This is a genomic window from Brevundimonas sp. (assembly GCF_036677305.1).
In the GTDB taxonomy this organism is placed as follows: domain Bacteria; phylum Pseudomonadota; class Alphaproteobacteria; order Caulobacterales; family Caulobacteraceae; genus Brevundimonas.
Window position 1 is genome coordinate 1 of record NZ_JAKFEB010000155.1, and the last position, 26,613, is coordinate 26,613.

The following is a 26,613-nucleotide window of genomic DNA, read 5'->3' on the forward strand; positions in this document are numbered from 1 at the left end:
ACGTCACCCTGGCTTCGGTCGACGGCGCTCACGACCTGTCGGTGGATGCGGACGGCGCGGTCAGCCTCGGCGCGATCGGCGGGACCACGGCCCTGGCGTCGCTGGACGTCTCCGGCGCCTCGATCGCCTCCAACGGCGCGGAGACCACGGGCGACCAGACCTTCCAGGCGGCTTCGATCGGCCTGTCGGGAGCCTATGTGGCCAGCGGCGACTTCACGGCCGACGGCGCCACGAACCTGACCGGCGACGCCAGCCTGGATGCGGACGGAAATGTCGTCCTCGGGGCCGTCAACGGCGCCCATTCGCTGTCGGTCGGCGCGGCCGGATCGGCGAGCTTCGGCGCGGTCGGCGGGACCACCGCCCTGGCCAATCTCGACGTGACCGCGGCGACCATCATGTCGCAAGGCGCAGTGACGAGCGGCGACCAGTCGTACGACGCGGCCACGATCGGACTGACCGGCCTCTATGCGGCCGGCGACGACCTGGTGGTCGACGGCGCGGCGATCCTGAACGGGGCGACCTCGATCGACGCCGACTCCGTGGTCATGGGGACCATCGACGGCGCCCATGACCTGTCGGTCGAGGCCGACGGCGCGGTCAGCCTGGGCGGGATCGGCGCGACCACGGCCCTGACCGGCCTGGATGTCTCGGGAGCGTCGATCGCCGCCCGCGGGGCCCGCACCGTCGGCGCCCAGTCCTGGACCGGCGAAGCGATCCGTCTCGCGGGCGGCTTTGTCACCGACAACGGCGACTTCACCCTGACCGGCCGGACCACCCTGGACGGCGGGACCACCATCGCCACCCACGGCGGCGATGTCGTCGCGGGGACCGTCGACGGGACCGGCGCCGGCGGTCAGTCGCTGTCGATCGACACCGGGGCGGGTACGGCCTCCCTCGGTTCGATGGGAGAAGACGTGCGCCTCGGCGCGGTGCTGGTCCGCTCGGCGGGCACGGTGCTGACCGGCTCGACCTACGCCGGATCCAGCCTGTCCTTCCTCGGTTCGGACGCCGGTTCGACCGTGCGCCTGACCCAGGCGGTGACCACATTCAACAGCTCAGGCCCGGCCGCCGGCGACATCGTCGTCCAGCCGGACCTGATCGGCACGGTCAACGGCGCCCAGAGCGTGGTGTTCAACGCCGGCTCCGGCCTGGGCGCCGCCGACGGGGACATCATCCTCGGCAACCTGGGCAGCGAGGCGCTGCGCCTCGGCGCCATGACGGTCAGCGGCGACGACTTCTCAGCCCAGACCGTCAAGCTGGCCGGGAATTTCGTCTCGCAGCTCAGCGGCGACCAGGTGTTCAGCGCAAACACGCTCGACACCCTTGGCGACGTCAACGCCAAGGTCGGCGGCAATGACAGCGGACCGCTGATCGCTGGCGGCTCCGTCAGCCTGGCCACCGCAGGAACCAGCAGCGGGTCGATCGCGGCGGGCGGACCCGTCAGCGTCGTCGCGGGCGGCGCCGTCAACCACAACATCGCCTCGGCCGGATCGGTCGCGGTCGCCTCGACCGGCGGGTCGGTCACCGGCGGCATCCAGAGCGGCGGCGCCGTCTCGGTCAACGCCCAGGGCGCGATCAACACCAATGTGACCACCACCGGCGCGGTGGCCGTGGCCTCGACCGGCGGTTCGGTGACGGGGACGGTCCAGGGCGGCGGCGCCGTCTCGGTCACCGCCCAGGGTGCGATCAACACCAATGTGACCACCACCGGTACGGTGGCCGTGGCTTCGACCGGCGGCTCGGTGACGGGCACGGTCCAGGGCGGCGGCGCGGTCTCGGTCACCGCCCAGGGCGCGATCAACACCAATGTGACCACCACCGGCACGGTGGCCGTGGCCTCGACCGGCGGTTCGGTGACGGGCACGGTCCAGGGCGGCGCGGGGGTGACAATCGCCGCCCAGGGCCCGATCTCGGCCAATGTCTCGACCCCCGGCGCGGTCACCGTCGTTTCGCCCCTGCCGGTCAACGTCAACGTCACCGCCGGCTCGGTGGCGGTCAACGCCCCGGGCGGCAGGATCGAGGGCACGTTCGGATCGATCACCACCGACCCGAACGGCACCATCAACGTCAACGGTCAGCAGGTGGTCGGCTCGGGCTCCACCGACGCCCGCCAGATCCTCATCGACAAATTCCTGGCTCCGGCCGGCGGCCTGGTGGGCTCGAACGGGCAAATCCGGCTCCCGGTCAACCTGGCGGTGGCGCTGATCGCTCCCGCGGGCGAGGGCCGGGGCAACCGCCGGCCGGTCGTGGTCAACTCGATCGATCGCCTCGGCGAGCTGCTGCGGCTCGGCTACACGGCCATCATCATCCAGCTGGACTCCGGCGAGGACTATGAACAGGAGATCGACCTGGCGGCCGGGGCGGAGACCCAGCCCGTCGGCTGATGCCGGCGGGCGGGCCGGCGTGCGAGACTGCCCGCCCCCGCCCGCAACCGCCCCATACGCCCGGGGGGCGTAGACCCGGCGCAGGACAGGCCGCCCCGGGACCCCGGAGCCTCAACGTTCAGCCATGCGCCTCCGCGACGCCCCTGGCCGGCTTCCCGGACGGGACGCCCGCGCCGGCGTCGGTGGCGTACGGGATTTCGTGGGACCTAGCGGGCCCCGCTCGCCCAGTCCCTGTTGATGGCGAGCGCGATCAGCGTGCACAGCGCCCCGGAAAGCAGATAGGCGCCCACCGCCCAGACCCCGAACTGATGGGCCAGGAACAGCGCCACCAGCGGCGCGAAGCCGGCGCCGACCAGCCAGGCCGAGTTGGCGACGATGGCGGCGCCCGTATAGCGGTACTGCGGCTGGAACCGGTCGTTCACCAGGCCCGACGACTGACCGAAGGCGAAGCCGAGCAGGGCGAAGCCCAGGAGCATGTAGACCGTCTCCCCGACGGGACCGGCGTTCAGGAGTTGCGGCGCGAACCCGCTGTAGGCGCCGATCAGCACGGCCGACACCGCCAGCACGAGCCGACGGCTGACCCGGTTCGCGATGATCCCCGAGGCCAGCATCGAGACCACCCCGACCACGGCGCCGACCATCTCGATCAGCAGAAAGCGGACGGGTTCATCCTGGCCGGTCAGGATCACCCAGGACAGCGGGAAGACCGTGACGATATGGAACAGGGCGAAGGCGGCCAGCGGCGCCAGGGCGCCGAGGGCGATGGTGCGCCACTCCTTGAACAGGGTCTCGAAGGCCGGCGACGGCTGCAGTTCCCGGCTCTCGAACAGGCGCTCGAATTCGGGCGTTGCGACGATGCGGAGGCGGGCGAACAGCGCCACGACGTTGATGGCGAGCGCGACGAAGAAGGGATAACGCCAGCCCCAGGACAGGAAGTCCTCGGGCGTCAGGATCGAGAGGAAATAGGCGAAGAGGGCGGCCGCGACCAGCAGCCCGAGAGGGGCGCCCAGCTGCGGAATCATGGCGTACCAGCCGCGGCGATCCTTCGGCGAATTCAGCGCCAGAAGCGAAGGCAGCCCGTCCCATGCGCCGCCCAGAGCCATGCCCTGTCCGAAGCGGAACACGGCCAGCAGGACGGCGGACAGGGCTCCGATCTGGTTGTGGCCCGGCAGGAGGGCGATCGCCATGGTCGACCCGCCCAGCAGGAAGAGGGCGATCGTCAGCTTGACCCCCCGTCCGTGGTTCCGGTCGATCCACATGAACAGCAGGGTGCCGAAGGGCCGGGCCACGAAGGCCAGGGCGAAGACGGCGAACGAAAGGAGCGTGCCGGTGACCGCGTCCACATAGGGGAAGACCACCGCCGGGAAGACCAGAACCGACGCCAGGGCGTAGACGAAGAAGTCGAAGAATTCGCTGGTGCGACCGATGATCACCCCGATAGCGATATCGCCCGGCTTGACCTCATGGTCGTCGGCGTTGACCAGCCGCGCGTCCCGTTCGAGGGGGGTCGAGGTGGAGGAGCCAGTTGGTGCGTTCATTTCCCACTCGCAGACAGGAAGGCCGCCAGGGCCGAGGTCGCCCGAGCTCACTTGCTACCTCTGCCGGTATAGGCGCAAAACGTGTATGGGACAAAATGTCCAATGTAGCCTTTCGCGGGCGCGGCCTAACGGCGAAGTCATGAGCGAACACCTGCCCCTACACAGGCGTCTGACCGGGCTCGGTCTGCTTTCCCTGGCCTGTCTGCTGACGGGATGCGAGCGCGCCGTCCTCAACCCCGCCGGCGACGTCGCCCTGCAGCAGCGCGACCTGATCTATTTCTCGACCGGACTGATGCTGCTGGTCATCGTGCCGGTCATCATCCTGACCGTGCTGTTCGCCTGGCGGTACCGGGCCAGCAATGCGAAGGCGACCTACGACCCGAAATTCCACCATTCGACGGCGCTGGAACTGGCCATCTGGTCGATCCCGCTGCTGATCATCATCTGCCTCGGCGCCCTGACCTGGTCGAGCACCCACCTGCTCGATCCGTTCCGGCGGCTGGACCGGATATCGGAAGGCCGCCCCACCGATCCGGCGCAGGCGCCGATGGTCGTGCAGGTGGTGGCGATGGACTGGAAATGGCTGTTCATCTACCCCGAGCAGAACATCGCCACGGTCAACGAGCTGGTCCTGCCCGTGGATCGCGAGGTGCGGTTCGACATCACCTCGACCAATATGATGAACACCTTCTACGCCCCCACCCTGGCGGGGATGATCTATGCGATGCCGGGCATGCGCTCCCAGCTGCACGCCGTGATCAACCGCCCCGGCGACTATGAGGGCTTCTCGGCCAACTACAGCGGCGCGGGATTCTCGGACATGCGTTTCCGTCTGCGCGGCGTGGAGCCTGCGGCGTTCGACCAGTGGGTCCGTCAGGTCCAGACGACCGGCACGGGGTTGACGACCGCCGGCTATCTCACCCTCGAGAAGCCGACCGAGAAACATCCGGCTACCCTGTTCAGCGCGGCCCCGACCGGTCTGTTCGACCGGGTGGTGAACCGCTGCGTCGCGCCCGGGACGACCTGTCTGGCCGAGCAGATGCACCACCCGCGTCAGGAAGCGCCCGAGGCCTCCGGCGAACGCGGACCCCAGGGCGACGCCCACGCCCCGGCTCCCTCTTCGCATACCGCGCCGGTGACCGGCAGCGCGGCGCACGGCTAGGCCGACGGAGATGTCCATGTCCTCTCAGACCCCCGCCTTCAGCCCCGTGTTCGGCCGCCTGAGCCTGGAGTCGTTTCCGATCCACGAGCCGATCCTGATCGGCACCTTCGCCGTCGTCGCGCTCCTGGGCCTCGTCATTCTGGCGGCCGTGACCCGCTTCAGGCTGTGGGGCTGGCTGTGGCGCGAGTGGCTGACCAGCGTCGACCACAAGAAGATCGGGATCATGTACATGATCCTCGGCATCGTCATGCTGCTGCGCGGCTTCGCCGACGCGCTGATGATGCGGCTGCAGCAGGCCATGGCCTTCGGCGGCAGCGAGGGCTACCTCAACGCCCACCACTACGATCAGATCTTCACCGCCCACGGCACGATCATGATCTTCTTCGTGGCCATCCCGCTGGTGGTCGGGCTGGTCAACTATGTGATGCCGCTGCAGATCGGCGCGCGCGACGTCGCCTTCCCCTTCCTGAACAGCCTGAGCCTGTGGCTGACGGTGGCCGGGGCGGCGCTGGTCATGGTCTCGCTGTTCGTGGGCGAGTTCTCGACCGCGGGCTGGCTGAACTATGTGCCGGTGGCCAATATCCAGAACAGTCCAGGCACCGGGCCGGACTACTATCTCTGGGCGCTGCAGATAGCCGGGGTCGGGACCACGCTGTCCTCGATCAACATGGTCACCACCATCTTCAAGATGCGCGCGCCCGGCATGACCCTGATGAAGATGCCGGTCTTCACCTGGACGGCGCTGTGCAGCAACGTCCTGGCCATCGCCATCTTCCCCGTCCTGACCGGCGCCTTCGCCCTGCTGATGCTGGACCGGTACGTCGGGACCAATTTCTTCACCAACGACCTCGGCGGCAACGCCATGATGTACTGGAACCTGGTGTGGATCTGGGGTCACCCGGAGGTCTACGTCCTGGTCCTGCCCGTCTTCGGCATCTATTCCGAGATCACCTCGACCTTCTCGGGCAAGCGGCTCTTCGGCTATTCGTCGATGGTCTATGCGAGCGTGGTCATCACCATCCTCAGCTACCTGGTGTGGCTGCACCACTTCTTCACCATGGGGTCCGGAGCCAGCGTCAACTCCTTCTTCGGCATCGCCACCATGGTGATCGCCATCCCCACCGGGGCCAAGATATTCAACTGGCTCTTCACGATGTACCGCGGCCGCATCCGGTTCGAACTGCCCATGGCCTGGGTGATCGCCTTCATGATCACCTTCGTCGTCGGCGGGATGACCGGCGTGCTGCTGGCCGTGCCGCCGGCCGACTTCGTGCTGCACAACTCGCTGTTCCTGGTCGCCCACTTCCACAACGTCATCATCGGCGGCGTGGTGTTCGGCCTGTTCGCCGGCATGACCTACTGGTTCCCGAAGGCCTTCGGCTTCAAGCTGGACGGCTTCTGGGGCTGGGTGTCCTTCTGGGGCTGGGTGATCGGCTACTGGGTCGCCTGGACGCCGATCTACATCGTCGGCCTGATGGGCACGACGCGGCGCGTCCGCTACTTCGAGGACCCGACCCTGCAGCCCTGGTTCGTCATCGCCGGCATCGGCGCCCTGATCATCCTGGTCGGCATCCTGGCCTTCGTCATCCAGATCGCGGTCAGCATCCGGAACCGGGACAAGCTGCGCGATTTCACCGGCGACCCGTGGAACGGACGGACCCTGGAATGGTCGACCACCTCGCCGCCGCCGTTCTATAATTTCGCCTTCACCCCGGTCATCCACGACCTGGACGCCTGGTACGACATGAAGGACCGCGGCCACCAGCGGCCGGCGTCGGGCTTCCGTCCGGTGCACATGCCGCGCAACACAGGGGCCGGCCTGATCATGTCGGGGCTCGCCCTGGTGCTGGGCTTCGCCATGGTCTGGTACATCTGGTGGCTGGCGGCGCTCAGCTTCGCGGCCCTGCTGGTCTATTCGATCGCCTTCACCTTCGACTACGACCGCAACTACTACGTCCCGGTCGAGGTGCTGAACGACGACGAGGCGGCGCGGCGCGCCCTGGAGGCGAGGGCATGAGCACGACACGTCAGGAGGCCGAGAGCCCCACCTTCTACCTGGTCCAGGAAGAAGCCCACGAGCACGGAGGGGAGCACGCCAGCCCGACCCTGCTCGGCTTCTGGATCTATCTGATGAGCGATGCGCTCATCTTCGCCACCCTGTTCGCCACCTATGGCGTTCTGGCCTTCGCCTACGCCGGCGGCCCGACGCCGCGCGAACTGTTCGACCTGCCGCTGGTGGCGCTGAACACCGGCCTGCTGCTGGTGTCGTCCATCACCTACGGCATGGGCATGCTGGACATGCACGAGGGCAAGACGCGCCGGGTCCAGATGTGGCTGGCCCTGACGGCGCTGTTCGGCGCGGCCTTCGTGGGGGTCGAACTCTATGAGTTCTCGCATCTCATCGCCGAGGGGGCCGGACCCCAGCGCAGCGCCTATCTGTCCGGCTTCTTCACCCTGGTCGGCACCCACGGCCTGCACGTCACCTTCGGCCTCATCTGGATCGGGGTCATGCTGGTCCAGGTGGGGCAGAGGGGCCTGACGGTGGAGAACCAGCGGCGTCTGACCTGCCTGGGCATGTTCTGGCACCTGCTCGACGTGGTCTGGATCGGCGTCTTCACCTTCGTCTATCTGCTGGGGACCCTGCAATGACCGCGCATCAGGACCCCAAGGTCCATCATCCCGCGACGCCGGTCCCGCACGAGGCCGGCCACGACCACGGCTCGCGCCGCGGCTATCTGACCGGTTTCGTCCTGTCGGCCGTGCTGACCGCCATTCCGTTCTGGCTGGCGATGACGGGCGTGCTCAGCGTCCAGTGGACGGCTATCCTGATCACCCTGCTGGCCTTTGCGCAGATCGCGGTCCACACCGTCTGCTTCCTGCACGTCAACACGCGGTCAGAGGGCGGCTGGACCTTGGTGGCGCTGGTCTTCACGGCCATCATGGTGCTCATCGTCATCAGCGGCTCCCTATGGATCATGTATCACCTGCACGGCAACATGATGCCGACCGCGCCCCAGCCGGCGCCCCCCCTGGCGGCAGCCGCCGCGCCGCTCCAGGCCGGATAGCCTTTCTGGCCCTGTGCCTGGCGCTGGCCGTCGGCTTCGCAGCCCTGGGCGTCTGGCAGGTCGAGCGACTGGGGTGGAAGCGCGAGCTGATCGCCACGGTCGAGGCGCGCCTCGCCGCGCCGCCGGCGCCCCTGCCGGCGTGGACGGAATGGTCCCCGGACGACGCCTACACCCGGGTCAGGGTCCGGGGCGTCTATCTCCATGATCGGGAGACCCTGGTCCAGGCGGTGACCGAGGCCGGGCCCGGGTGGTGGGTCATGACGCCGTTGCGCACGGACGAGGGCGTCGTGATCGTCAATCGCGGATTCGTGCCGGCCGAGGCCCGGGACCCGGCCCGTCGTCCGCCGCAGCCTGTCGATGGACCGACCGAGGTCTCCGGCCTGCTGCGCGCCAGCGAACCCGGTGGTGGATTCCTGCGCGCCAATGCGCCGGCCGCCGGTCGCTGGTATTCACGGGATGTCCAGGCCATCGCGCGTGCGCGGGGCATGGCCGGACCGGTGGCGCCCTTCTTCATCGACGCGGACGCCGTCGACGCGCCGGGCCGCTATCCGGCAGGCGGGCTGACGGTGGTCAAGTTCCGCGACAACCATCTCGTCTACGCCCTGACCTGGTTCGGGCTTTCCGCCCTGTGCCTCGCGGGCGGCGTGATCGTCTTCCGGCACAGACGCCGCAGCCGCTGAGCGCGCTCCGCGTCACCAGTTCCACATCGTTCCGTCTTCAAGCCGCGCGACCGGCAGGGAGGCCGGCCTGTAGGGGTATCTGGCGGCCAGATCCTCGTCGATGTCGACGCCGTGGCCGGGGGTCTCGCCCGCATAGAGGAAGCCCTTGTCGAAGCGGTAGTCGTGCGGGAACACCGCGTCCGTCTCGGGCGTGTGCCGCATGTATTCCTGGATGCCGAAATTGGGCACCCAGGTGTCGAAATGCAGGGCCGCGCCCATGGTCACCGGCGACAGGTCTGTGGCTCCGTGGCTGCCGGTCCGCACCTGGTGCAGGGCCGCCAGATCGGCGATCCGGCGCAGGTGGGTGATGCCTCCCGCCCGCACCACGGTGGTGCGGATGTAGTCGATCAGCTGGTTCTGGATCAGGTCCTTGCAGTCCCAGATGGTGTTGAAGATTTCACCGACCGCGAGCGGCGTGGTGGTGTGCTGGCGGATCAGCCTGAACGCTTCCTGGTTCTCGGCCGGAGTGACGTCCTCGAGCCAGAACAGCTGATAGTCCTCCAGCCGCTTGCCCAGCCCCGCGGCCTCCATCGGCGTAAGCCGGTGATGGCCGTCGTGCAGCAGGTGATGGTCGAAGCCGTAGGTGTCGCGCAGCCTGTCGAACAGCTTCGGCGCAAAGTTCAGATATTTGCGCGTGTCCCATATCGTCTCGGTGGGCAGGGCGGCGTCGGCGGGTTCGTAGAACAGCCTGTCCCGCCCCACCCCATAGGCGTCCGCCAGACCCGGCACGCCGGACTGGGCCCTGATCGCCCTGTAGCCCATGTCGATATATTTCCCGACCGAGTCGACCGTCTCCTCGATGTCCGCGCCGTTGGCGTGGCCATAGACCATGACCGACTCGCGGCTCTTGCCTCCCAGCAGGTCGTACAGGGGCATGCCGGCCATCTTGGCCTTGATGTCCCACAGCGCCGTATCAACGGCGGAGATCGCCGACATGGTCACAGGCCCGCGCCGCCAGTAGGCCCCGCGATAGAAATACTGCCAGATGTCCTCGATCCTGCGCGGGTCCTTGCCGATCAGGGCCGGAATGACGTGGTGCTCGAGATAGGCGGCGACCGCCAGCTCACGCCCGTTCAGGGTCGCGTCGCCGATCCCGTGGACGCCCTGATCCGTGACGATCTTCAGGGTCACGAAATTGCGTCCGGGACAGGTGACGATCACCTTGGCCGACTGGATTATCATCGTGTCCCGTCCTGTCCTCGAGCCGTACGCCGCCCGAGGCTTGACGCCCGGGTTCTGGCCTGTCACGCCGGACCTATTGGTAAGACAAATTGCCGATCAGGGAAGCGGGAATGTCGAGTTCGGTTTGATGATGGCGACCCCTCTTGTCCTGCATCCGGACCGGCTGTTTCCCGCCGAGCCGACGATCCGGGCCATCGCCCGCCGGCTCTACGCCGAGGTCTCCGGCCTGCCGATCATCAGCCCGCACGGCCATACCGACCCCGCATGGTTCGCCACCGATGCGAACTGGTCGGATCCGACATCCCTGCTGCTGGCGCCCGACCACTATCTCTACCGCATGCTTCACAGCCAGGGCGTGGCGCTCGAGGCTCTCGGCGTGCCGTCGCGGTCGGGACCGGGCGCCGCCGATCCGCGCGAGGCCTGGCGGCTGTTCGCCGGCCATTTCCACCTGTTTCGCGGGACCCCCTCGTCGCTGTGGTTGAACCATGTCTTCGCCGAGGTCTTCGGCGTCGATGTCGTCCTCGACGCCGGCACGGCGGACCATGTCTATGACGTCATCGACGCCGCCCTGGCCACGCCGGCCTTCCGGCCCAGGGCCCTGTTCGACCGCTTCAATATCGAGCTGATCGCCACCACCGAGGGCCCCACCGACAGCCTGCAGCACCACCGGACGATCCGCGACAGCGACTGGGGCGGCCGCGTCGTCACCGCCTATCGCCCCGACCCTGTGATCGACCCGGAGCATGAGCAGTTCGCCGGCGCCCTCGCCCGCTTCGGCGAGATCACCGGCGAGGACGTGCGCGACTGGCAGGGCTATCTGCGCGCCCACCGCGCGCGCCGCGCCGACTTCATGGCGGTAGGGGCGACGTCCTCGGACCACGGGCATCCGACCGCCGCGACCGCCAACCTGTCGGCGGCCGAGGCCGAGGCCCTGTTCGACAAGGTCGTCTCCGGCCCGGTCAGCGCGGCCGAAGCCGAACTGTTCCGCGCCCAGATGCTGACCGAAATGGCCCGGATGAGTCTTGATGACGGGCTGGTGATGCAGATTCACCCGGGCTCGTTCCGCAATCACAATCGTCGTCTGTTCGAGACCCACGGTCGCGACAAGGGCGCCGATATCCCGACCCGGACCGACTACGTCCACGCGCTGAAGCCGCTGCTGGACGCCTTCGGCGCCGACCCCCGCCTGTCGGTGATCCTCTTCACCCTCGACGAAAGCGCCTATGCCCGCGAGCTGGCTCCGTTGGCGGGCCACTATCCCTGCCTGAAACTGGGGCCCGCCTGGTGGTTCCACGACAGTCCCGAGGGGATGCGCCGCTTCCGCGAGATGACCACCGAGACGGCCGGGTTCTACAATACCGTCGGGTTCAACGACGACACCCGCGCCTTCCTCTCCATCCCGGCCCGGCACGACGTCGCCCGCAGGGTCGATTGCGCCTTCCTGGCGCGGCTGGTCGCCGAACACCGCATCGGCGAGGACGAGGCGGCGGAGGTCGTCGTCGACCTGGCCTACCGCCTGCCGAAGCAGGCCTACCGGCTTTGAGGCTTTCGGCCCTGACGCAGGACCGGCTGGCGGCGTCGGTCGCTCGTCCGGGCTATGACCGCCAGGCCCAGGCCTGCGGCATCGTCCATCTCGGCCTCGGCGCGTTCCACCGGGCGCATCAGGCCGTCTACACCGACGACGCCATGGCGGCGGGCGATCGCGACTGGGGCGTCGTCGGCGTGTCGATGCGTTCCGCGGACGTGCGCGACGCGCTGGAACCCCAGGATGGGCTGTACACGGTCAGCGACCGCGACGGCTCGGGCGAGACGGTCCGGCTGATCGGCGCCGTCCAGCGCCTGCTCGTCGCGCCCGAGGCGCCGGAGGCGGTCGTCGCGGCCATGGCCGACCCCGCCGTTCAGGTCGTCACCCTGACGGTCACGGAGAAGGGCTATCACCGCGCCCCCGGCGGCGGCCTCGCGCCCCGGCTCGGCGCCGCCGAGATGGACCGGCCCACGACCATCCACGGCTTTATGGCCGCCGGACTGGCGCGGCGCCGGGCGGCGGGCCTGCCGGGCCTCAGCGTGATCAGCTGCGACAACCTCGCCGGAAACGGCGCGCAGACGGCGGCCCTGCTGGACGAATTCCTCGAGCGCGTGGACGCGGGCCTCGCCGCCTGGACGCGCGCCGAATGCGCCTTTCCCTCGACGATGGTCGACCGGATCGTGCCCGCCGCCACGCCCGCGCGGCTCGATGCGACGGCCGCCCGTCTGGGCCTGCGCGACGAGGCGGCCGTGACGACCGAACCCTTCCGTCAGTGGGTGATCGAGGACCGCTTCGCCGGACCTCGTCCACGCTGGGAGGCGGGCGGCGCCGAATTCGTCTCCGACGTCGGCCCCTACGAAACCGCCAAGCTGCGCATGCTCAACGGCGCCCATTCGGCGCTCGCCTATCTGGGTCTGCGGCGCGGCCATGTCTTCGTGCACGAGGCCGTCGCCGATCCCTCCCTGCGCGCCCTTGTCGATCGCTTGATGCGGATCGAGGCCCCGGCCAGTTTCGCGCCCGCGCCGGGCCAGGATCTTGACGCCTACGCCGACGCCCTGCTGGCGCGTTTCGCCAATCCGGCCCTCGCTCACCGCCTAAGCCAGATCGCCATGGACGGCTCGCAGAAGATTCCCCAGCGCTGGCTTGAGACGCTGCAGGCCCGTCAGGATCGCGGCGAAACCAGTCCGGCGATCGTCGAGGCCCTGGCCGGCTGGGCGCTGCACGTCCGCGGCGACAACGGCCCGGTCGACGACCCCGCCGCGGACGACCTCAAACGTCTCTGGCGGGAAGCCGGCGCCGACGGAATCGCCGCCGCCCTGCTGGGTCCCGCCGGCTTCCTGGGCGCGAACCTTCGGCGGCATGACGAGGTCGACGCGGTGCGCGACGCCCTGGTCCGCCTGATGACGGGCGGCTGAGCCAAGGCGTCAGTCGCGGCGCCGGAAACAAGCGCCCCGACGCCCTGCTATCACGGGGTCTGGTCAGGGCGCGGGCCACAACCGCCGGCGGCGGGAAGGGGCGGGGAAATGACGCCGATATTCCAGTGCCACGCCTGGCGCCCCTGGGCGCGGCGGCGGCAGACGACCTCCTCGTGCAGGAGGAAGCCGTTGTCCGGTCCGGACCGCGCCACGGGCCCCACCTCCAGCGCGAGGTAGGTCCGGTCGGGCCCATAGGCGGGCCAGGCCGGCTGTCCCGGCGCCGCAGGGCGGCCGGTCCTGACGAAGCTTGCCCAGTAGCCGGTCATGGACCGCGACAGGCCCACCTCGATTTCGTCGTCCGGAACCCGGGGCCAGTAGCCGGGCGTCCTCTCCAATGTTCCGAAGACATAGGGGATCTCCGAGGCGTGGAAGGCGCGCAGGCCCAGGGTCTCGGCCGCCGGATAGCCATGGTCGAAATAGTAGAGCCAGCCGCCCCGGCCGATGGCCTGCTGGCCCGCCGCCAGTCGTTCGGCGCTCCAGCCGTAGAGGGCGTCGCGCGTGGCGGCCAGCATCGACGCGTCGATGTCGGTCGCCGGATAGAGATCCAGAAAGGCGTCAGCCCGTTCGCCGTAGCGGGCGCGGATCTCGGCCTCATAGGCCTCGGCGCCGGCCGGGGGCGGGGGCAGGAGGATGCGCAGGGAGCGGATCTCGCCCTCGTTGTAGCCGGCCAGGACCGGGACCGGCGCCTGCAGCCCCTGATCGATGCGGTCGATGATCTGATCCGGGATGAGGTGGCCGTCGACCGTCCCCATCGGGAAATAGCCGGTCGGAGCCGCGCCGGCGATGATCGCCTCGGCCGACAGGGCGCGCAACTCCGCGGCTGTGTTCGCGCCCAGGGCGGCGGCGACGGTCAGCCCCGCCGTCTCCGCATCCGGCCACTGCTCGTACGGGGTGTCCCGCAGCACCGGCGAGGTGATCATATAGCCGCTCTGGGCGATCGCGCGATGGAACAGGCCCTGCGCCCGGGGCGAGACCATCAGATACATGACGCTGAGCGCGCCGGCGGATTCGCCCGCGATGGTCACCTGACCGGGATCGCCGCCAAACGCCGCGATATTGTCGCGCACCCATTCCAGCGCGGCGATCTGGTCCATCAGCCCGTAGTTGCCCGAGACTCCCTGCGGGTCTTCCCGACTCAGGGCCGGATGGGCGAGCCAGCCCAGCGGCCCGAGGCGGTAGTTGACGGTCACCACCACCACACCCTCGCGGGCGAAGGCGGCGCCGTCATAGAAGGGCTCGGCGCCGGTCCCGCTGGACAGCGATCCGCCGTGTATCCACACCATCACCGGCGCCGCTCCGGCGCCTTCGGGGGCCCAGACGTTCAGGTACAGGCAGTCCTCGCTGATCGCCTCATAGTCCGTGAAGCGGGTGCGGGGCTGCATGCAGGCGGGACCGAAGGACCGCGCATCGCGGACGCCGTCCCAGACGGCCGCGGGTTCAGGCGGCCGCCAGCGCAGGTCGCCGACCGGGGGCCGGGCGAACGGTACGCCCTTGAAGACGCGCACCCCGCCTTCGGACTGGCCCGTCAGCGCGCCGAGGGCGGTGGTTGCGACGACGGGCTCGTGCGCCAGGACCGGAGCGGGAACGGCCAGCAGCAAGGCGACGATCAGGGACGCCGATCTGGCAAGCCACGTCATCATGCCTCTCCCGGCGTCCGGCCGGCTTTCTCGAGCTCCAGACGGCTCTGTTCGAAGGCGTGGCGGGGCACGAAATCGTCTGCCGGGTCGACGACCTCGTCCCAGCGCTCCAGCAGGGCCTCGGGCAGGTCGTCGAGCTCGCCCCCGACATGGACGCCCCGGGTCAGGGAAATGCGGGCCGCCTCGAAACTCCGGGCGCCCGCCGCGATGATGGCGCGGTTGGGCGCGTCGGCCTGCACGAGCGCCAGCACCGCCGGGCTGACGTACTCCGGCCGGATCAGCTGAACCGTCTCTTCCGGCATCAGCCCTTCCATCATCTGCGTCGCAGCCGTCGGGGCCAGACAGTTGACGCGGATGTTGTATTTCTCGCCCTCGAGACCCAGCGTCTGCATCAGGCCGACGAGGGCCATCTTGGCGGCGCCATAGTTGGACTGGCCGAAATTTCCGTAGAGGCCCGATGAGGAGGTCGTCATGACGATGCGGCCGTAGGCCTGCCCCCGCATGATGTCCCACACGGCCTTGGTGCAGATCACCGCCCCCATCAGGTGCACCTCGACCACCTGCCGGAAGTCGTCGAGCTCCATCCTGGCGAAGCTCCGGTCGCGCAGGATGCCGGCGTTGTTCACCAGGATGTCGATCCGGCCCCAGGTCCGGTGCGCGTCCGCGACCATGCGGTCGACGAAGTCGACGTCGGTGACCGAACCGACGGCGGCCACGGCCTCGCCGCCCGCCGCGACGATCTCGGCCGCCACGGCGTCGGCCCCCTCGCCCATGTCGTTGACGACGACCCGGGCGCCTCGCCGGGCCAGCAGCAGGGCGTGGGCGCGGCCCAGACCGCCGCCGGCGCCGGTGACGATGGCGACCTGTCCATCCAGTCGGATCATCATGCTTCTCCTGAAAGCGGGGGCCGGGGCGACGCGGGGATCAGGCCTGTCCCGCCTTGCGGGCTTCAAGGGCCACAATGATCTCGGCGTGGCGCTTGCGGGTCAGGCGGTAGCCGAACAGGAACAGGGGCGCCGCAAAGGCGATCAGGGCCGGCAGGGGGCCGGAGGCCAGCGCCAGCTTGTTCAGCACATCGGCGGGGATGACGACATCCGGCCCGCGCGAGGCCAGGTCGCTCGGGAAGTGGATGGCGTCGAGGGCGACGCCGGCGATCAGCCCGCCCACGCCCGAGGCCGCCTTGTAGGCCAGTGTAAGCCCCGAGAAGAACAGCCCCTCGCGGCGCACGCCGAACAGATACTCATGCTCGTCGGCGGTGTCGGCCATCATCGACTGGAACCCGATCCCCCCCGCCATGATGGCCGTGCCGAGCAGCAAGCCGTTGACCAGCAGCACGATGGAGGCCGCCTCCGGCGTCAGCCTTACGGGGCCGAAGATCTGGAACAGGGGCGGCCAGAACAGCAGGAAGGCGATCGCGAAATAGGCGAACAGCGACAGGGTCCGTTTCTCGATGAAGCGCAGGGCGAAGCCGCTCAGGGGGGCGCCGAGAACCGGCCCCAGACAGGCGCTCAGCAGAATCAGCTGGATGGCCGTCGTATCCAGCCCCCAGAAATACCGGCTGGCGTGCAGGGCCAGGCTGGTGTGGGTCGAATAGGCGAGGAAATAGAGCAGGACCGTCGCGAACAGCAGCATGAAGGAGCGGTTGCGCGACATCTCCTTCATCTCGCGGAGGAAACCCGACCCCATCGGCTCATGGCTGATCTCTGGCTCGTGCAGGCGCGGCTGGACCGAATAGACGGCGCGAATGGCGATCATCCCGGCCAGAAACATGACGAGGGCGCAGGTCCAGCCGAAGGGGGTGTAGTTGGCGCGCTCCAGCATGCCGGTCGGACCCGACAGGAACAGGCCCAGTCCCAGCACGACCCCGATCAGTATGCCGGCGTTCTGGAACGACAGGCGGTAGGCGACGACGCTGGCGCGCTCGCGATAGTCGTCCGTCACCTCGGCCCCGACCGCCGTATAGGGGAGCACGAAGCCGGACAGCGACACCCGCAGCACGACCAGGCAGACGGTGGCGTAGATGAACTGGGCGGCGCCGGTCAGCGCCTCGGGCATGGCGAACAGCAGGCCGAATGCGACGGCGAACGGCAGCAGGCCGAGCACCATGAACGGCAGCCGGCGACCAAAGCGCGAGCGCAGCCGGTCGCTGGCCAGGCCTATGGCCGGGTCGGCCACCCCGTCGACCAGCAGGGCGATCATCTTGGCCAGGCCGGCGGTGGTGCCCGACATGCCGCATACGGCGGTGAGGAAGAACAGCAGGAAGAAGCCGAAGCCGGCGGCGACGATGCCGTCCGCCAAGGCGCCGGCTCCGTAGCCGGCCTTGAATCTCCACGTGAGGGGACGGCCGCGCGCCTCGGCGCCGGTCATGGGCAAGCTGTTCTGCTGCATGGCGCCGCTTTCCTCAGTCATGGGTGTGGGGACGGTCTTCGGAGGCGGTTGCGACGATGAAGTCCGCCACCGTCCGGGCCGTCGCTGCGCCGTGATCCTGGAGGACGCTGGCGTGATCGCCCGGCAGGGACAGATAGGTCAGGCCGTGCTCCCCGGCGAAGCGGCGCGCCGCCGCGTCATAGGCGTCGTCCCGCCCCATCCAGATCGCGGTGGGGACGCCGCACGTCAGGACGCCTTGGGCCAGTCCGGTCAGGTCGTTCATGCCGTTGATGGCCGCCGCCAGTCCCGGCTCGCGCGTGGGCGCCCGATCGGCCAGCAGTTCGGGGCGGCTGGACCGGATCATGTCCGTCAGGATCGCGTAGTCGATCTTCTCGAGGCCCCACAGTCGGGCGGGCGTGAACATGCCCTCGACCACGTCCCAGCCGCCGATGGTCAGGGACAGCAGCCGGTCGGGATGGAAGGCGGCCAGGGCCGAAGCCATCCATCCGCCCATGGAATAGCCGCACACATGGACCCTCGCCGCGCCGGCGGCGTCCAGCACGGCGGCCAGCTGGTCCGCCCTCTGACGGGCCTGATAGCGGTCCGGGTCGGCGGGCGCGTCGCTGAGTCCATGACCGAGGGAATCCGGCGCCAGTATGGAAAACCGCTCCTTCAGCGCGGCGCCGAAGGGCGTGGCCAGCAGCCCCTCGCCGCTGCCGTAGGCGCCGTGGAGGAGCAGCAGGGGCGGGCCGTCGCCGGTGCGCACGAAATGCAGGCGATCGCCGGCACAGGTCGCCCAGGCGTGTCTCGCCCCGGCTCCGGCCCCCGCCCCGCTCATCCGGCCCGGTCCGTGAGAGCCTCATAGATGTGGCTCTGGAAGACCGGCAGGGCCTGCCGACCCGCGGCGCCGCGGCCGGTGGCCAGCGTCGAACCGCTGTGGGCTGAGACGGGGACCTGATGCTGGATCAGATAGATCAGGATCAGGTCGTTGGCGGGATCCGCCTGCCACCAGGTCCCGAACACGCCGGGCCAGGTGATCGACCCGACCGACCCGCAGCCATAGGGGTTGTCCGTCAGGTCCTCGGTGATGGCGACGCCGAGGCCGAAGCCGGACCTGGTCCACAGGTCCATGCCCGCAAACGGGACGCGCCTCTGGTCAGGGCGCAGCCGGTTCTGCTGCATCAGCCGGACCGTTTCGGGCTTGAGAATCCGCACGCCGTCCAGTTCGCCTTCATTCAGCAGCATCCGCACAAAGCGATGATAGTCGCCCGCGGTCGAGATCAGGCCGCCGCCGCCCGGCGTATAGGCCGGAGGCCGGTCGTACATCTCGAGTTCGACCTTCGCCAGCCGTCCGGCGTCCGCCTCCCACGCATAGAGACTGGCCAGACGATCCCGCTGTTCTTGCGGCACCCAGAAGTCGGTGTCGGTCATGCCCAGCGGAATCAGCAGCCGCTCGATCAGGACCTCCCGGAACGGCTTCCCGACCAGACGGCCGATGAGGAAGCCCAGCACCTCGGTGGAATGGCCGTAGTGGAAACGGTCGCCCGGCTGCCAGGACAGCGGCAGGGCGCCGAGGGCCGTCAGCCATTCGTCGACGGACTTGCGGTTCAGACCGGGGTCGCCGAGGGCCTCGTCCAGGGCGGCCTTGATCGGCCCCTCGGAAAAGGGCGCATAGGCGATCCCCGAGCGGTGGGTCATCAGGTCCTCGACCGTGATGTCCCGGTGCGCCGGAACAGTGACGTCGAGCGCGCCGGCCGGGTCCCTGAGCACCTGCATCCCCGCCAGTTCCGGGATCCAGCGCGTGACGGAATCGGACAGGTCGAGCCTGCCCTCCTCCATCAGCATCAGGGCCAGGACCGACGTCACCGGCTTGCTCATCGAGGCGATGCGAAACAGGGTGTCCATTCGCATCGGCGAGCGGGACTCGATGTCCCGCCAGCCGATCGCCTCGCTGTGAAAGACCTCGCCGCCGCGAGAGGCCAGGGTCACGATCCCGGCCAGCTCGCCCCGTTCGACAAACGCCTCCAGGCTCGGCCTGAGCCCCTTCAGCGCCTCCGGATCAAGATCCGGAAGGCGCCCGGGGGCTTCATCGATCATCAACGCCACCAGGTACTCGCCTGGTCTCAGAACGATTTGCGCAGATTGAGCGCCACGAAGCGGCCGATCGGATTGTAGGTCCCGCCGACGCCGTCGGTGGCCGGGAAGAAGGGCGGGTCCTGGTCAAACAGGTCATTGACCTGCAACGCCAGCGTCGTTCCCCTCGTCCAGCCGGCGTCGGGCAGGGTCCACGTCGCCCGCAGATCGACGGTGGTGTAGGCGTCGGCCTCGTAGGCGCTCACCCCGGTCGGCGTGGTGAAATTGTTCCGGACGCCGGCCCGGTGGTTGACGAATCCGGCCACGCTCACCGCGCCCATATTCACCCCCAGCGTCGCCCTGGCCGTCCACTGCGGCACGCCCAGGTCCAGGCTGTCGGAAACGGGCGCAGCGGGGGAGAACTGGGTGTCGAAATTGAGGATGTAGTTGCCGGCCAGATCGGCGAAGACGGAGCCGAAGCCGGTCGTCCAGAGATAGTTGACGTCGAAGTCCAGGCCGTCGGTGTTGCGGCTGCCGAAATTGTTCAGGCGAAGGTCCAGCACATTGCCGATGGCGGGCAGGGGGGTCGGCAGGGTGACCGGCACGGCCAGCGCCAGCAGGTTGGCCAGCTCCGTCGGGGTCGGATTGCGATAGACGATGGAGGCGAACGTCGGATCCGTGAAGACATAGGGCACCGACGGCGTCCCGATCACATCCGTGTACTCGATGTTGTAGTAGGTCAGGCTGGCCCTGAGGTTCGGCAGCGACGCCGGATTCAGGTCGACGCCGTACGAATAGGTGGTCGCCTCCTCGGGCTGCAGGTCCTTGTTGCCGCCGAGCAGATAGACGGTGTTGACCTGGGCCGCGCCGCGCGTCGGGTCATTGGCGAAGGTGACCGACTGGGCGGCGCTCAGATAGTAGGAGCCGACCGTGGCTCCGACCTGACGCATGCCCGGCGCCCGGAAGGACGTGCCGTACGAGGCGCGGAAGGCGACGCCGTCCACCGGCTCCCATCGGGCGCCCACCTTCGGATTGGTCGTCGATCCGAAGTCGCTGTAGTCGTCCAGCCGACCCGACAGCGACACTGACAGGCTGTGCAGCCCCGGGGCTTCGTTGCCCGGGCCGAAGAAGGGGATGAAGAGCTCCCCGTACACCGAATTGACGTCCCGGCGCAGGTTCTCGGGGACAGCCGTCGCCCCGACAAAACCGCGCTGCTCGAACGTCTCGCGGCGGGCTTCCGCGCCGAGCGCGAACCTCAGCTGTCCGCCCGGCAGGGTCGCCAGCGGTCCGTCGAGCTTCACGGCTCCAAGGCTGGTGCGCTGCTCGATGTTGACGTCGGTCGAGGAGTCGAGAATGGCGGCGACGACCGCCGGAGAGGTGCCCGTGCCGAAGGGATCGAGGGCGGTGGCCGCCGTCGTTCCGGCCGCGGCGGCCGCGAGGGCCGCAGCGTTGATCTGGGGAATGAAGGCGTCGTTCCCGGCCCAGTCGTACGTCCCGTAGACGCTCAGATTCAGTTCGCGCGGCAGTTCGAAATCGACGCCGAAGGACGAGTTGCCCACCTTTCGGTCATCGGTGTTCAGGAAATGATCGGCCCCGATCAGGTTGTCGGGCCGGAACAGGACCGCCTCGTAATAGGCGCCCGGAGGCCCCTGGAAGAACGGATTGCCGCCGAACGCCGGGCTGAGGAGAAACACCGTCTGCGCGGGCGGCGCCACGCGGAGTTCGTCGTGGCGATCTGAATACAGAAGCTCGCCCCACAGGGTGGCGACAGGGCTCAGATCCTGCCGCCCCGACACGAACAGGCTGTGGATGCGCGAACTCGGGAGGAAGTCGGCGACGGCGCCGTTGTCGCAGAAGTTGCGAGTGTTCGGCGCGAACGCCGGGGCCGCATAATAGACGTTGTAGAAGGGATCGAGCAGGACGTTGGGCGAGGGGCAGGACGTCGAGCGCGTGTCGATGCCGCCATAGGGGCGGAAGTCCTGGATGCGATAATCGCGGTCGCCGCCCGTGAGGTTGTCCGTCTCGGTGTACTGATAGGCCGCCAGAAGGCTTCCCTTGTCCCAGCTGTGGCCGACCAGACCGCCGATATGGCCCGAGTAGTAGTCGTCGGCCATGCCGTAGTTCGCCGAGATCTCGACGCCGGAGACGTTCCTGCGCGTGATGAAGTTGACCACCCCCGCGACGGCGTCGGACCCGTAGATCGACGAGGCGCCGTCAGCGACGATCTCCAGACGCTCGATCGCGAGGTTCGGGATGAGCGGATAGTCGGGATTGGTTTCGTTCGCAGCCGCGGCGACCAGCCGGTGGCCGTTCATCAGCGGCAGCGTCGCGTTCGCTGGCAGTCCACGCATGCCGGGCGCAAACGAACCGAAACCGCCCAGGCTGGCCGAAGGCGCGGTATTGAAGCTGTTCATCTGCGGCACGCTGGCGAGCAGGTCGGGCGTATTGGCCGCGCCGATGGTCTCGATGTCGTCGCGGGACAGGCTGATGAGATTGGAACCGGTCGGAGGCACGCCCCGGATGCTTGTGCCGGTGACGATGATTTCGTCCAGGGTCGCGGCCTCGTCGGACGACGGGTCAGCGTCCTGCGGCTCGGCGTCCGTCGACTGGGCGAAGCCGGGCCCCGCAGACAACAGCATGGCGGCCGCGAGCGCCGTTCCGGCAAGAGCGATCTGCCTGACGGTTTTCGGATGTCTTCTCATTCTGTCCTCCCCTGCGGCGGCTTTACCGCTCTGCTTCGCCGCCCCTTAAATGGCGCGGTCTCCCTAGTTCATTCATTTAGCACTAAATGAAATGTAGCCGTCAAGTTCATTAGTTTGCGGCTGAACCAATGCCGCCCTCGTCCTTGACCCGGGGGAGCCCCTGCCGCATCGTTCGGCATCGGGGTCCGTCGACGATGCCGCACGCAAGTATCCGATCAGAGGGGCCGGAAAACATGGCAGGAGCGCCAAAAGGCGAGGGGCGCCGCACGCGCGCCGAGCAGCGCGCCTCCACCATCAGCCTGATCCTCGACACGGCCGAAGATCTCTTTTCCCAGCGCGGCTATTTCGGCGTCACGATCAAGGATGTGGCGGACCGGATGGGAATCCATCCGGCGCTGATCCACTACTACTATGACGGAAAACAGGCGTTGTTCGACGCCGTGTTCGGGCGGCGGGTCGAATACGCGGTGGAGGTGCGGACGGCGGGGCTGGACGCTTACGAAGCCGGGGCGGGCGACCATCCGACTGTCGAGGGCGCGCTGCGCGCCTATTACGACGGCGCGTTCGACGTCTACATCAGGGGCGACGAGGGCTGGCGAAATTTCGGCCGCATCTTCGCCCAGGTGAACAATGCGCCCGGCTATGGCGCCGAGAAGATGGACCTGTATTTCGACCCGCTGGTCCTGCGGCTCATCGGCCTTCTCCAGAAGGCCTTGCCTGACGCGGATCCCGAAGATCTCTTCTGGAGCTTCCAGTTCACCTCGGGCGCCTACACCCTGGTCCTGTCGCGCACGGGCCGGATCGACCGCCTGTCGGACGGTCTGTGCGCATCCGACGACTTCGAGGCCGTCCGCGACCGGTTCGTGACCTTCATGGCCGCGGGGTTCGACGCCCTTTACAAGCGCACGGCGTCCGCACCCGTGCGCCCGAAACGGGCGAAGGTCAGACGGACGAAGCCCGCCGGCTGACATCCGCCGTTTCCGGCTCGGCCGCTTCCTCCAGCCGCGCCTGGCGAAGCGCGGCCCGGCGCACCTTTCCGGCCTCGTCCCTCAGGGGCTCGCTGGTGAACTCGATCCGCTTGGGCAATTTGTATCGCGTCAGCCGGTCGGCGACGAACGCCAGCAGCTCCGCCTCGTCCGGCGCGCCGCCTTCGACCGGTTGCACGATCGCATGGACGCGCGCGCCCCATTCCTCGTCCGGCAGGCCGATCACCGCGCTGCCCTTGACCCCCGGGTGCGCCTCGAGCGCGGCCTCGACCTCCTGCGGATAGATGTTCGCCCCACCCGAGATGATCAGGTCGTTGCGACGGTCCGAGAGATACAGATAGCCGTCCTCGTCCACGCTTCCCAGGTCGCCGGGCGCCTCCCATTCGCCGATCCGGCGGGCCGTGCTTCCCAGGTAGTGATAGGTCGATCCGACCCCGCAATCGGGACGGAAGAAGATTTCCCCGACCTGTCCGACCGGACACTCATGCCCTTCCGCGTCCAGAATTTTCATGGCGTAGCCGTCGCGCACCTGACCGACCGAGCCGCGGCGGGCCAGCCAGTCGACGCCCGAGATGATCGTCGATCCGGTTCCTTCGGTCGTGCCGTAATATTCCCAGACGCGTTCGGCGCCGAGCCAGTCTATCCACGCCTCCTTCAGCCATGGCGCGCACGGGGCCGCCATGTGCAGCATCATGCGAAGGCTCGGCAGGGTGAAGCGCGACAGGACCTCCGGGCCCAGCCGCCAGATGCGCTGCATCATCGTGGGGACCATCGTCACCCAGGTCACCTCGTGCCGCTCGATCAGTTCGAGCGCGCGCAGGGGATCGAACCGTCCCATCTCGACGATCGTGGCGCCCGAGAACATCCCCATGGTGATGCAGTGGAAGGGGGCGTTGTGGTAGAGCGGCCCGGGGTTGAGGATGGTGTCGCCCGGTTGCTGGCACAGGAAACCCTCGGCCGGATCCCGCATCGCCGGCGCCGCATCGACGATCACCTTGGGGCGCCCTGTGGAGCCGCCGCTGGTCATCGCCTTCCAGTGGGGCGAGACCGCTTCCGGCAGCGCGACCGCTGAATATCGGTCGAGTTCTCCCGCCTCCGCCGACAGCACCGGGACGCCGGGTCCCGGCGGCGTTCCAACGAACAGTCGGGGGCGGACCAGGTCCAGGATCGCCTCCATCTCGGGCCGCGCCATCCTGGCCGCGACGATGTTCGGGATCGCCCCGAGCTTCCAGATGGAGAAGACGGTCTCGTAGAATTCGAGGCCGTTGGGCAGGGCGACCGTGACGAAATCGCCCCGACGCACGCCCTGCGCCGCCATCAGTCTGGCGCGGCGGTTCGACCGCGCGTCGAGCTCGCCGTAGCTGACGGCGATGTCCTCCAGCACCAGCGCGGCGCGCGACGGAGCCTGACGCGCATGGTGAGCCAGAATGGCGCTGAGCGGGACGGGATGAGTCGACATACTGACGCGAAGCCTCCTTGAATCGTCCGACGTCGCGACGCTTTTCGCGACAACGGACACCCAGTGACTAACTTAGCGCTAAATGAATGAAAAGGGAGTGCGCGCCGGACCGTCTCTCACCCACTTTCACAGGCGCCGACCGGCGACGCATCCGCGACGCTGTGTTCATCCCGCCGATACGCCGGTCGGTCGCCGCGTCTGCCGGAAGTTCCGGAGCGCAGGGGCCTGGGGCTTGCTGACCTTCGGCAGGCGATCAATCCCGGCGAGCTCCGGGTGATCCCGGCGCCCGATTCTCGCACTCTGACCGCCGGGACTCCGGCAGGGTGCAGGGGAGTTCGCAATTCGATGGGTCGCTGCATATACCTCGAGCGACCGACTGGGCGGTCTTTTGCCAGTCGAAACGGGCGCTGCCGCAAGCCGACAGGACGAGGCACACGAGCAGGATCGACGCGGCGCGTGTCACTGTGAAAACGCCCGATCAATGAAGGCGAGCGCCGGGGCTGCGGTGTCCTCTCGCATCCCGACCATGTGGCCGCCCCTGTCGGAAATCGTCATCTCGCCCTTGTAGCCGAGGCTGGTGATGTATCGTGCAAAGCTTCGCGAGGACGCCACGGGCGCGCGTTGATCATTCTCCGCATGCCAGAGCAGAAAACGCGGCGCGACGGACGGCGCGGGAATCCCGGAATACCATCGGTCAAAACCTCCCACGGGGTCGCCGAACTCCCTGACGTCCGTGCGGGTGCCACTCAGCGCCTCGAGATCCAGAGCCCCTGCGAAGAGAAGCACCGCCCGGAACATTCCGGGGTGGGTGAGCGCCGCCTTGGCCGCCACAAAGGCGCCGGCGCTGGAACCCGACAGGACATACTCGCCGGGTGTTCCGACGCCGCGGGCGCTGGCGTCATTGACGACTGCGATCAGATCATCCGTCGTGACGGCCTTGTAGTCCCCTGCGCCGGAAGGCCCCGCTCCCGGCCGCTCATCACCCGTCAGGGTCGGAATCAGAAGCCTGCCGCCCCTGCCCAACCACTGACGTTCGAGTTCGCTGAGAGCGTATTCCTGAACCGGGAGATTGAAGGCGCCGTACGGCCGGACGAGCACGCGGCCACTGGCACTGGGGAGACCGAGAACCACGTACGTCGGTGTCCGACCCTGCGGACCCCGAACGGAGTGAAAGGTCGATGTGAGCGTCGGGCGCTCGAGCGCGGGGGTCAGTTCATGAACCGTCAGGGCCGGGCTGTCACACGACCTCAGCGGCGCGGGTGCGGCTCCCGATCCGGACACGAGAACCTGTTGGATATCGCCCCAGAGACTGACCCCGGTGATGACAGCGAGAGCGCCGCCTGCATCCACCGTGGCGTCAGCATATCCCTCGACGGATTGGGAGAGCGCGGCCGTACGCGTGGCGCCGGGCCGACCGCAGATCTCGCGAACGGCCGTTCCGGTCGAACCTGTGACAACAGCCAGCAGGCTGCCGTTCAGGAGTGCGATCGAGGAATCCGCGGGGTCTTCGAACGCGCGATCTGCGACCACAATATCGGGGTCTGCGAACAGCCGCGCCTTACGCCACGGGCCGGAAGCGGTCTCAGGCGGGCTGGCGAGGACGAGACCACCCCCGGCCAGACCGGCTGAGGCGGCCTCGGGGGCAACAGCGGCCACGATGTTGCGCCCGCTGACCGAATAGAACCGACCGGTGGCCACTTCCTGGCCCAGGCGATGACCCGCCTGGTCATAGATAACCCACAGGACGGGAGAACCGGCCTCGAGCGCCAGGACATCATAGCCTCCGTCGGAGCGACGCAGGAAAGAGGCGATACCCGGCTGATTGACAAAGACCCTCGATCCCAGCGGAAGCGAGGGGGCGGCCTCGGCCAGCGTCGAAAGCTGAAGCCCGGAGCCTTCCCCGCCGGCCCGGCTGAACAGGACGGCGCCGCCCTTCGCCGCAAGAAGGTCGTGAACGGCGGCGCCGTCCAGGCGGCGCATTCCGACCAGGCCTGAAGCCGGGTCGCCCGGTCGCGCCAGCAACCAGATGTCGCCATCGTCGGTGCGACTGCGGAATCCCAACAGGCAGACGCTCGCATCGTCCCGTGCGCAGACAACGTCCGTCAGATAGCGATCGCTCAGACGGGAATCGGCGTAGCGAATGACTTCGCGCCAGTTCGGCGGGCCTCCCGCCGAGAGATCGACGCCCTGGGCGCCCGAGCGGAAGACATAGTCGCCTTCGGCGAAATAGCGGTTCTGCGCATCGCTCTGCCGGGCAGCAGCGTGTAGGGGGGCGAGAGCCAGGATGCTGGCGAGCAACGAAAAATAACGCCTGGAAATCTTCACTGCTCGCCAGCCTT

Annotated in this window: 19 protein-coding genes; 9 read left to right on the plus strand and 10 right to left on the minus strand. The window is 68.4% G+C overall.

Going from position 1 to position 26,613, the window contains the following annotated elements:
- Positions 1–2,384: beta strand repeat-containing protein (locus V6M42_RS08735; RefSeq protein WP_332678226.1), on the plus strand; the 2,384-nt coding region annotated here is incomplete at its 5' end.
- A gap of 206 nt (positions 2,385–2,590) precedes the next feature.
- Here the strand turns inward: V6M42_RS08735 and V6M42_RS08740 are convergent.
- A complete protein-coding gene (locus tag V6M42_RS08740) occupies positions 2,591–3,922 on the minus strand; it encodes an MFS transporter (protein WP_332659159.1) in 1,332 nt (443 codons plus the stop codon).
- A 139-nt stretch (positions 3,923–4,061) separates the two neighbouring features.
- On the opposite strand from V6M42_RS08740, the gene cyoA reads away from it, so the two are divergent.
- From cyoA to V6M42_RS08765, 5 genes are read left to right on the plus strand one after another with little or no spacing between them, the layout of a single operon-like run.
- A complete protein-coding gene (gene cyoA / locus V6M42_RS08745; RefSeq protein WP_332678227.1) occupies positions 4,062–5,084 on the plus strand; it encodes a ubiquinol oxidase subunit II in 1,023 nt (340 codons plus the stop codon).
- Positions 5,085–5,100: 16 nt separating this feature from the next.
- The gene (gene cyoB, locus V6M42_RS08750; RefSeq protein ID WP_442880944.1) at positions 5,101–7,101 is read left to right on the plus strand and encodes a cytochrome o ubiquinol oxidase subunit I; all 2,001 of its coding nucleotides are present in this window, start codon (positions 5,101–5,103) and stop codon (positions 7,099–7,101) included.
- Positions 7,098–7,733, plus strand: a complete 636-nt coding sequence (cyoC, locus tag V6M42_RS08755) for a cytochrome o ubiquinol oxidase subunit III (protein ID WP_332659162.1) — start codon at positions 7,098–7,100, stop codon at positions 7,731–7,733. The genes cyoB and cyoC overlap by 4 nt, the downstream gene beginning before the upstream one ends.
- The gene (gene cyoD, locus V6M42_RS08760; protein ID WP_332659164.1) at positions 7,730–8,149 is read left to right on the plus strand and encodes a cytochrome o ubiquinol oxidase subunit IV; all 420 of its coding nucleotides are present in this window, start codon (positions 7,730–7,732) and stop codon (positions 8,147–8,149) included. The genes cyoC and cyoD overlap by 4 nt, the downstream gene beginning before the upstream one ends.
- Positions 8,053–8,829: an SURF1 family protein gene (locus V6M42_RS08765; RefSeq protein ID WP_332678229.1), complete on the plus strand. Its 777-nt coding sequence runs from the start codon at positions 8,053–8,055 to the stop codon at positions 8,827–8,829. Before cyoD ends, V6M42_RS08765 begins: the two co-directional genes overlap by 97 nt.
- 12 nt (positions 8,830–8,841) lie before the next feature.
- Here V6M42_RS08765 and manD read toward each other — a convergent pair whose 3' ends face one another.
- On the minus strand, positions 8,842–10,050 hold the full coding sequence (gene manD, locus V6M42_RS08770) for a D-mannonate dehydratase ManD (RefSeq protein ID WP_332678230.1): 1,209 nt from the start codon (positions 10,048–10,050) through the stop codon (positions 8,842–8,844).
- Between the two features lie 130 nt (positions 10,051–10,180).
- On the opposite strand from manD, the gene uxaC reads away from it, so the two are divergent.
- Both uxaC and V6M42_RS08780 read left to right on the plus strand, forming a co-directional pair.
- Positions 10,181–11,593 carry a glucuronate isomerase gene (gene uxaC, locus V6M42_RS08775; protein ID WP_332678231.1) on the plus strand — a complete coding sequence of 471 codons (1,413 nt, stop codon included), beginning with the start codon at positions 10,181–10,183 and terminating at the stop codon, positions 11,591–11,593.
- Positions 11,590–12,990, plus strand: a complete 1,401-nt coding sequence (locus V6M42_RS08780; RefSeq protein ID WP_332678232.1) for a mannitol dehydrogenase family protein — start codon at positions 11,590–11,592, stop codon at positions 12,988–12,990. The genes uxaC and V6M42_RS08780 overlap by 4 nt, the downstream gene beginning before the upstream one ends.
- 50 nt (positions 12,991–13,040) lie before the next feature.
- On the opposite strand, the gene V6M42_RS08785 is transcribed toward V6M42_RS08780, so the two are convergent.
- The 6 genes from V6M42_RS08785 to V6M42_RS08810 are packed head-to-tail and all read right to left on the minus strand — an operon-like array spanning position 13,041 to position 21,829.
- On the minus strand, positions 13,041–14,690 hold the full coding sequence (locus tag V6M42_RS08785) for a carboxylesterase/lipase family protein (RefSeq protein WP_332678233.1): 1,650 nt from the start codon (positions 14,688–14,690) through the stop codon (positions 13,041–13,043).
- On the minus strand, positions 14,687–15,574 hold the full coding sequence (locus tag V6M42_RS08790) for an SDR family NAD(P)-dependent oxidoreductase (protein WP_332678234.1): 888 nt from the start codon (positions 15,572–15,574) through the stop codon (positions 14,687–14,689). The genes V6M42_RS08785 and V6M42_RS08790 overlap by 4 nt, the downstream gene beginning before the upstream one ends.
- A gap of 37 nt (positions 15,575–15,611) precedes the next feature.
- Positions 15,612–17,096 (minus strand): MFS transporter, encoded by a 1,485-nt coding sequence (locus V6M42_RS08795; protein WP_332678235.1) that lies wholly within the window; start codon positions 17,094–17,096, stop codon positions 15,612–15,614.
- Positions 17,089–17,892, minus strand: a complete 804-nt coding sequence (locus tag V6M42_RS08800) for an alpha/beta fold hydrolase (RefSeq protein WP_332678236.1) — start codon at positions 17,890–17,892, stop codon at positions 17,089–17,091. The genes V6M42_RS08795 and V6M42_RS08800 overlap by 8 nt, the downstream gene beginning before the upstream one ends.
- Complete coding sequence (locus V6M42_RS08805; RefSeq protein WP_332678237.1) at positions 17,889–19,151, minus strand: serine hydrolase domain-containing protein; 1,263 nt, start codon at positions 19,149–19,151, stop codon at positions 17,889–17,891. The genes V6M42_RS08800 and V6M42_RS08805 overlap by 4 nt, the downstream gene beginning before the upstream one ends.
- Positions 19,152–19,177: 26 nt before the next feature.
- Positions 19,178–21,829 (minus strand): TonB-dependent receptor plug domain-containing protein, encoded by a 2,652-nt coding sequence (locus V6M42_RS08810; protein ID WP_332678238.1) that lies wholly within the window; start codon positions 21,827–21,829, stop codon positions 19,178–19,180.
- A 233-nt stretch (positions 21,830–22,062) separates the two neighbouring features.
- On the opposite strand from V6M42_RS08810, the gene V6M42_RS08815 reads away from it, so the two are divergent.
- Complete coding sequence (locus tag V6M42_RS08815; protein WP_332659177.1) at positions 22,063–22,797, plus strand: TetR/AcrR family transcriptional regulator; 735 nt, start codon at positions 22,063–22,065, stop codon at positions 22,795–22,797.
- Here V6M42_RS08815 and V6M42_RS08820 read toward each other — a convergent pair.
- Together V6M42_RS08820 and V6M42_RS08825 are read right to left on the minus strand one after the other, a co-directional pair.
- Positions 22,772–24,274 (minus strand): AMP-binding protein, encoded by a 1,503-nt coding sequence (locus V6M42_RS08820; protein WP_332678239.1) that lies wholly within the window; start codon positions 24,272–24,274, stop codon positions 22,772–22,774. The genes V6M42_RS08815 and V6M42_RS08820 overlap by 26 nt on opposite strands.
- 459 nt (positions 24,275–24,733) lie before the next feature.
- A partial coding sequence (locus V6M42_RS08825) for an alpha/beta hydrolase family protein (RefSeq protein WP_332678240.1) occupies positions 24,734–26,613 on the minus strand: 1,880 nt, incomplete at its 5' end.

What these genes read in the sequence shown, in the direction of transcription:
- V6M42_RS08740 (WP_332659159.1), bottom strand. Translation starts at nt 3,922, where the DNA reads ATGAACGCACCAACTGGCTCCTCCACCTCGACCCCCCTCGAACGGGAC.
- cyoA (WP_332678227.1), top strand. Translation starts at nt 4,062, where the DNA reads ATGAGCGAACACCTGCCCCTACACAGGCGTCTGACCGGGCTCGGTCTG.
- cyoB (WP_442880944.1), top strand. Translation starts at nt 5,101, where the DNA reads ATGTCCTCTCAGACCCCCGCCTTCAGCCCCGTGTTCGGCCGCCTGAGC.
- cyoC (WP_332659162.1), top strand. Translation starts at nt 7,098, where the DNA reads ATGAGCACGACACGTCAGGAGGCCGAGAGCCCCACCTTCTACCTGGTC.
- cyoD (WP_332659164.1), top strand. Translation starts at nt 7,730, where the DNA reads ATGACCGCGCATCAGGACCCCAAGGTCCATCATCCCGCGACGCCGGTC.
- V6M42_RS08765 (WP_332678229.1), top strand. Translation starts at nt 8,053, where the DNA reads ATGGATCATGTATCACCTGCACGGCAACATGATGCCGACCGCGCCCCA.
- manD (WP_332678230.1), bottom strand. Translation starts at nt 10,050, where the DNA reads ATGATAATCCAGTCGGCCAAGGTGATCGTCACCTGTCCCGGACGCAAT.
- uxaC (WP_332678231.1), top strand. Translation starts at nt 10,181, where the DNA reads ATGGCGACCCCTCTTGTCCTGCATCCGGACCGGCTGTTTCCCGCCGAG.
- V6M42_RS08785 (WP_332678233.1), bottom strand. Translation starts at nt 14,690, where the DNA reads ATGATGACGTGGCTTGCCAGATCGGCGTCCCTGATCGTCGCCTTGCTG.
- V6M42_RS08790 (WP_332678234.1), bottom strand. Translation starts at nt 15,574, where the DNA reads ATGATGATCCGACTGGATGGACAGGTCGCCATCGTCACCGGCGCCGGC.
- V6M42_RS08795 (WP_332678235.1), bottom strand. Translation starts at nt 17,096, where the DNA reads ATGACTGAGGAAAGCGGCGCCATGCAGCAGAACAGCTTGCCCATGACC.
- V6M42_RS08800 (WP_332678236.1), bottom strand. Translation starts at nt 17,892, where the DNA reads ATGAGCGGGGCGGGGGCCGGAGCCGGGGCGAGACACGCCTGGGCGACC.
- V6M42_RS08805 (WP_332678237.1), bottom strand. Translation starts at nt 19,151, where the DNA reads ATGATCGATGAAGCCCCCGGGCGCCTTCCGGATCTTGATCCGGAGGCG.
- V6M42_RS08810 (WP_332678238.1), bottom strand. Translation starts at nt 21,829, where the DNA reads ATGAGAAGACATCCGAAAACCGTCAGGCAGATCGCTCTTGCCGGAACG.
- V6M42_RS08815 (WP_332659177.1), top strand. Translation starts at nt 22,063, where the DNA reads ATGGCAGGAGCGCCAAAAGGCGAGGGGCGCCGCACGCGCGCCGAGCAG.
- V6M42_RS08820 (WP_332678239.1), bottom strand. Translation starts at nt 24,274, where the DNA reads ATGTCGACTCATCCCGTCCCGCTCAGCGCCATTCTGGCTCACCATGCG.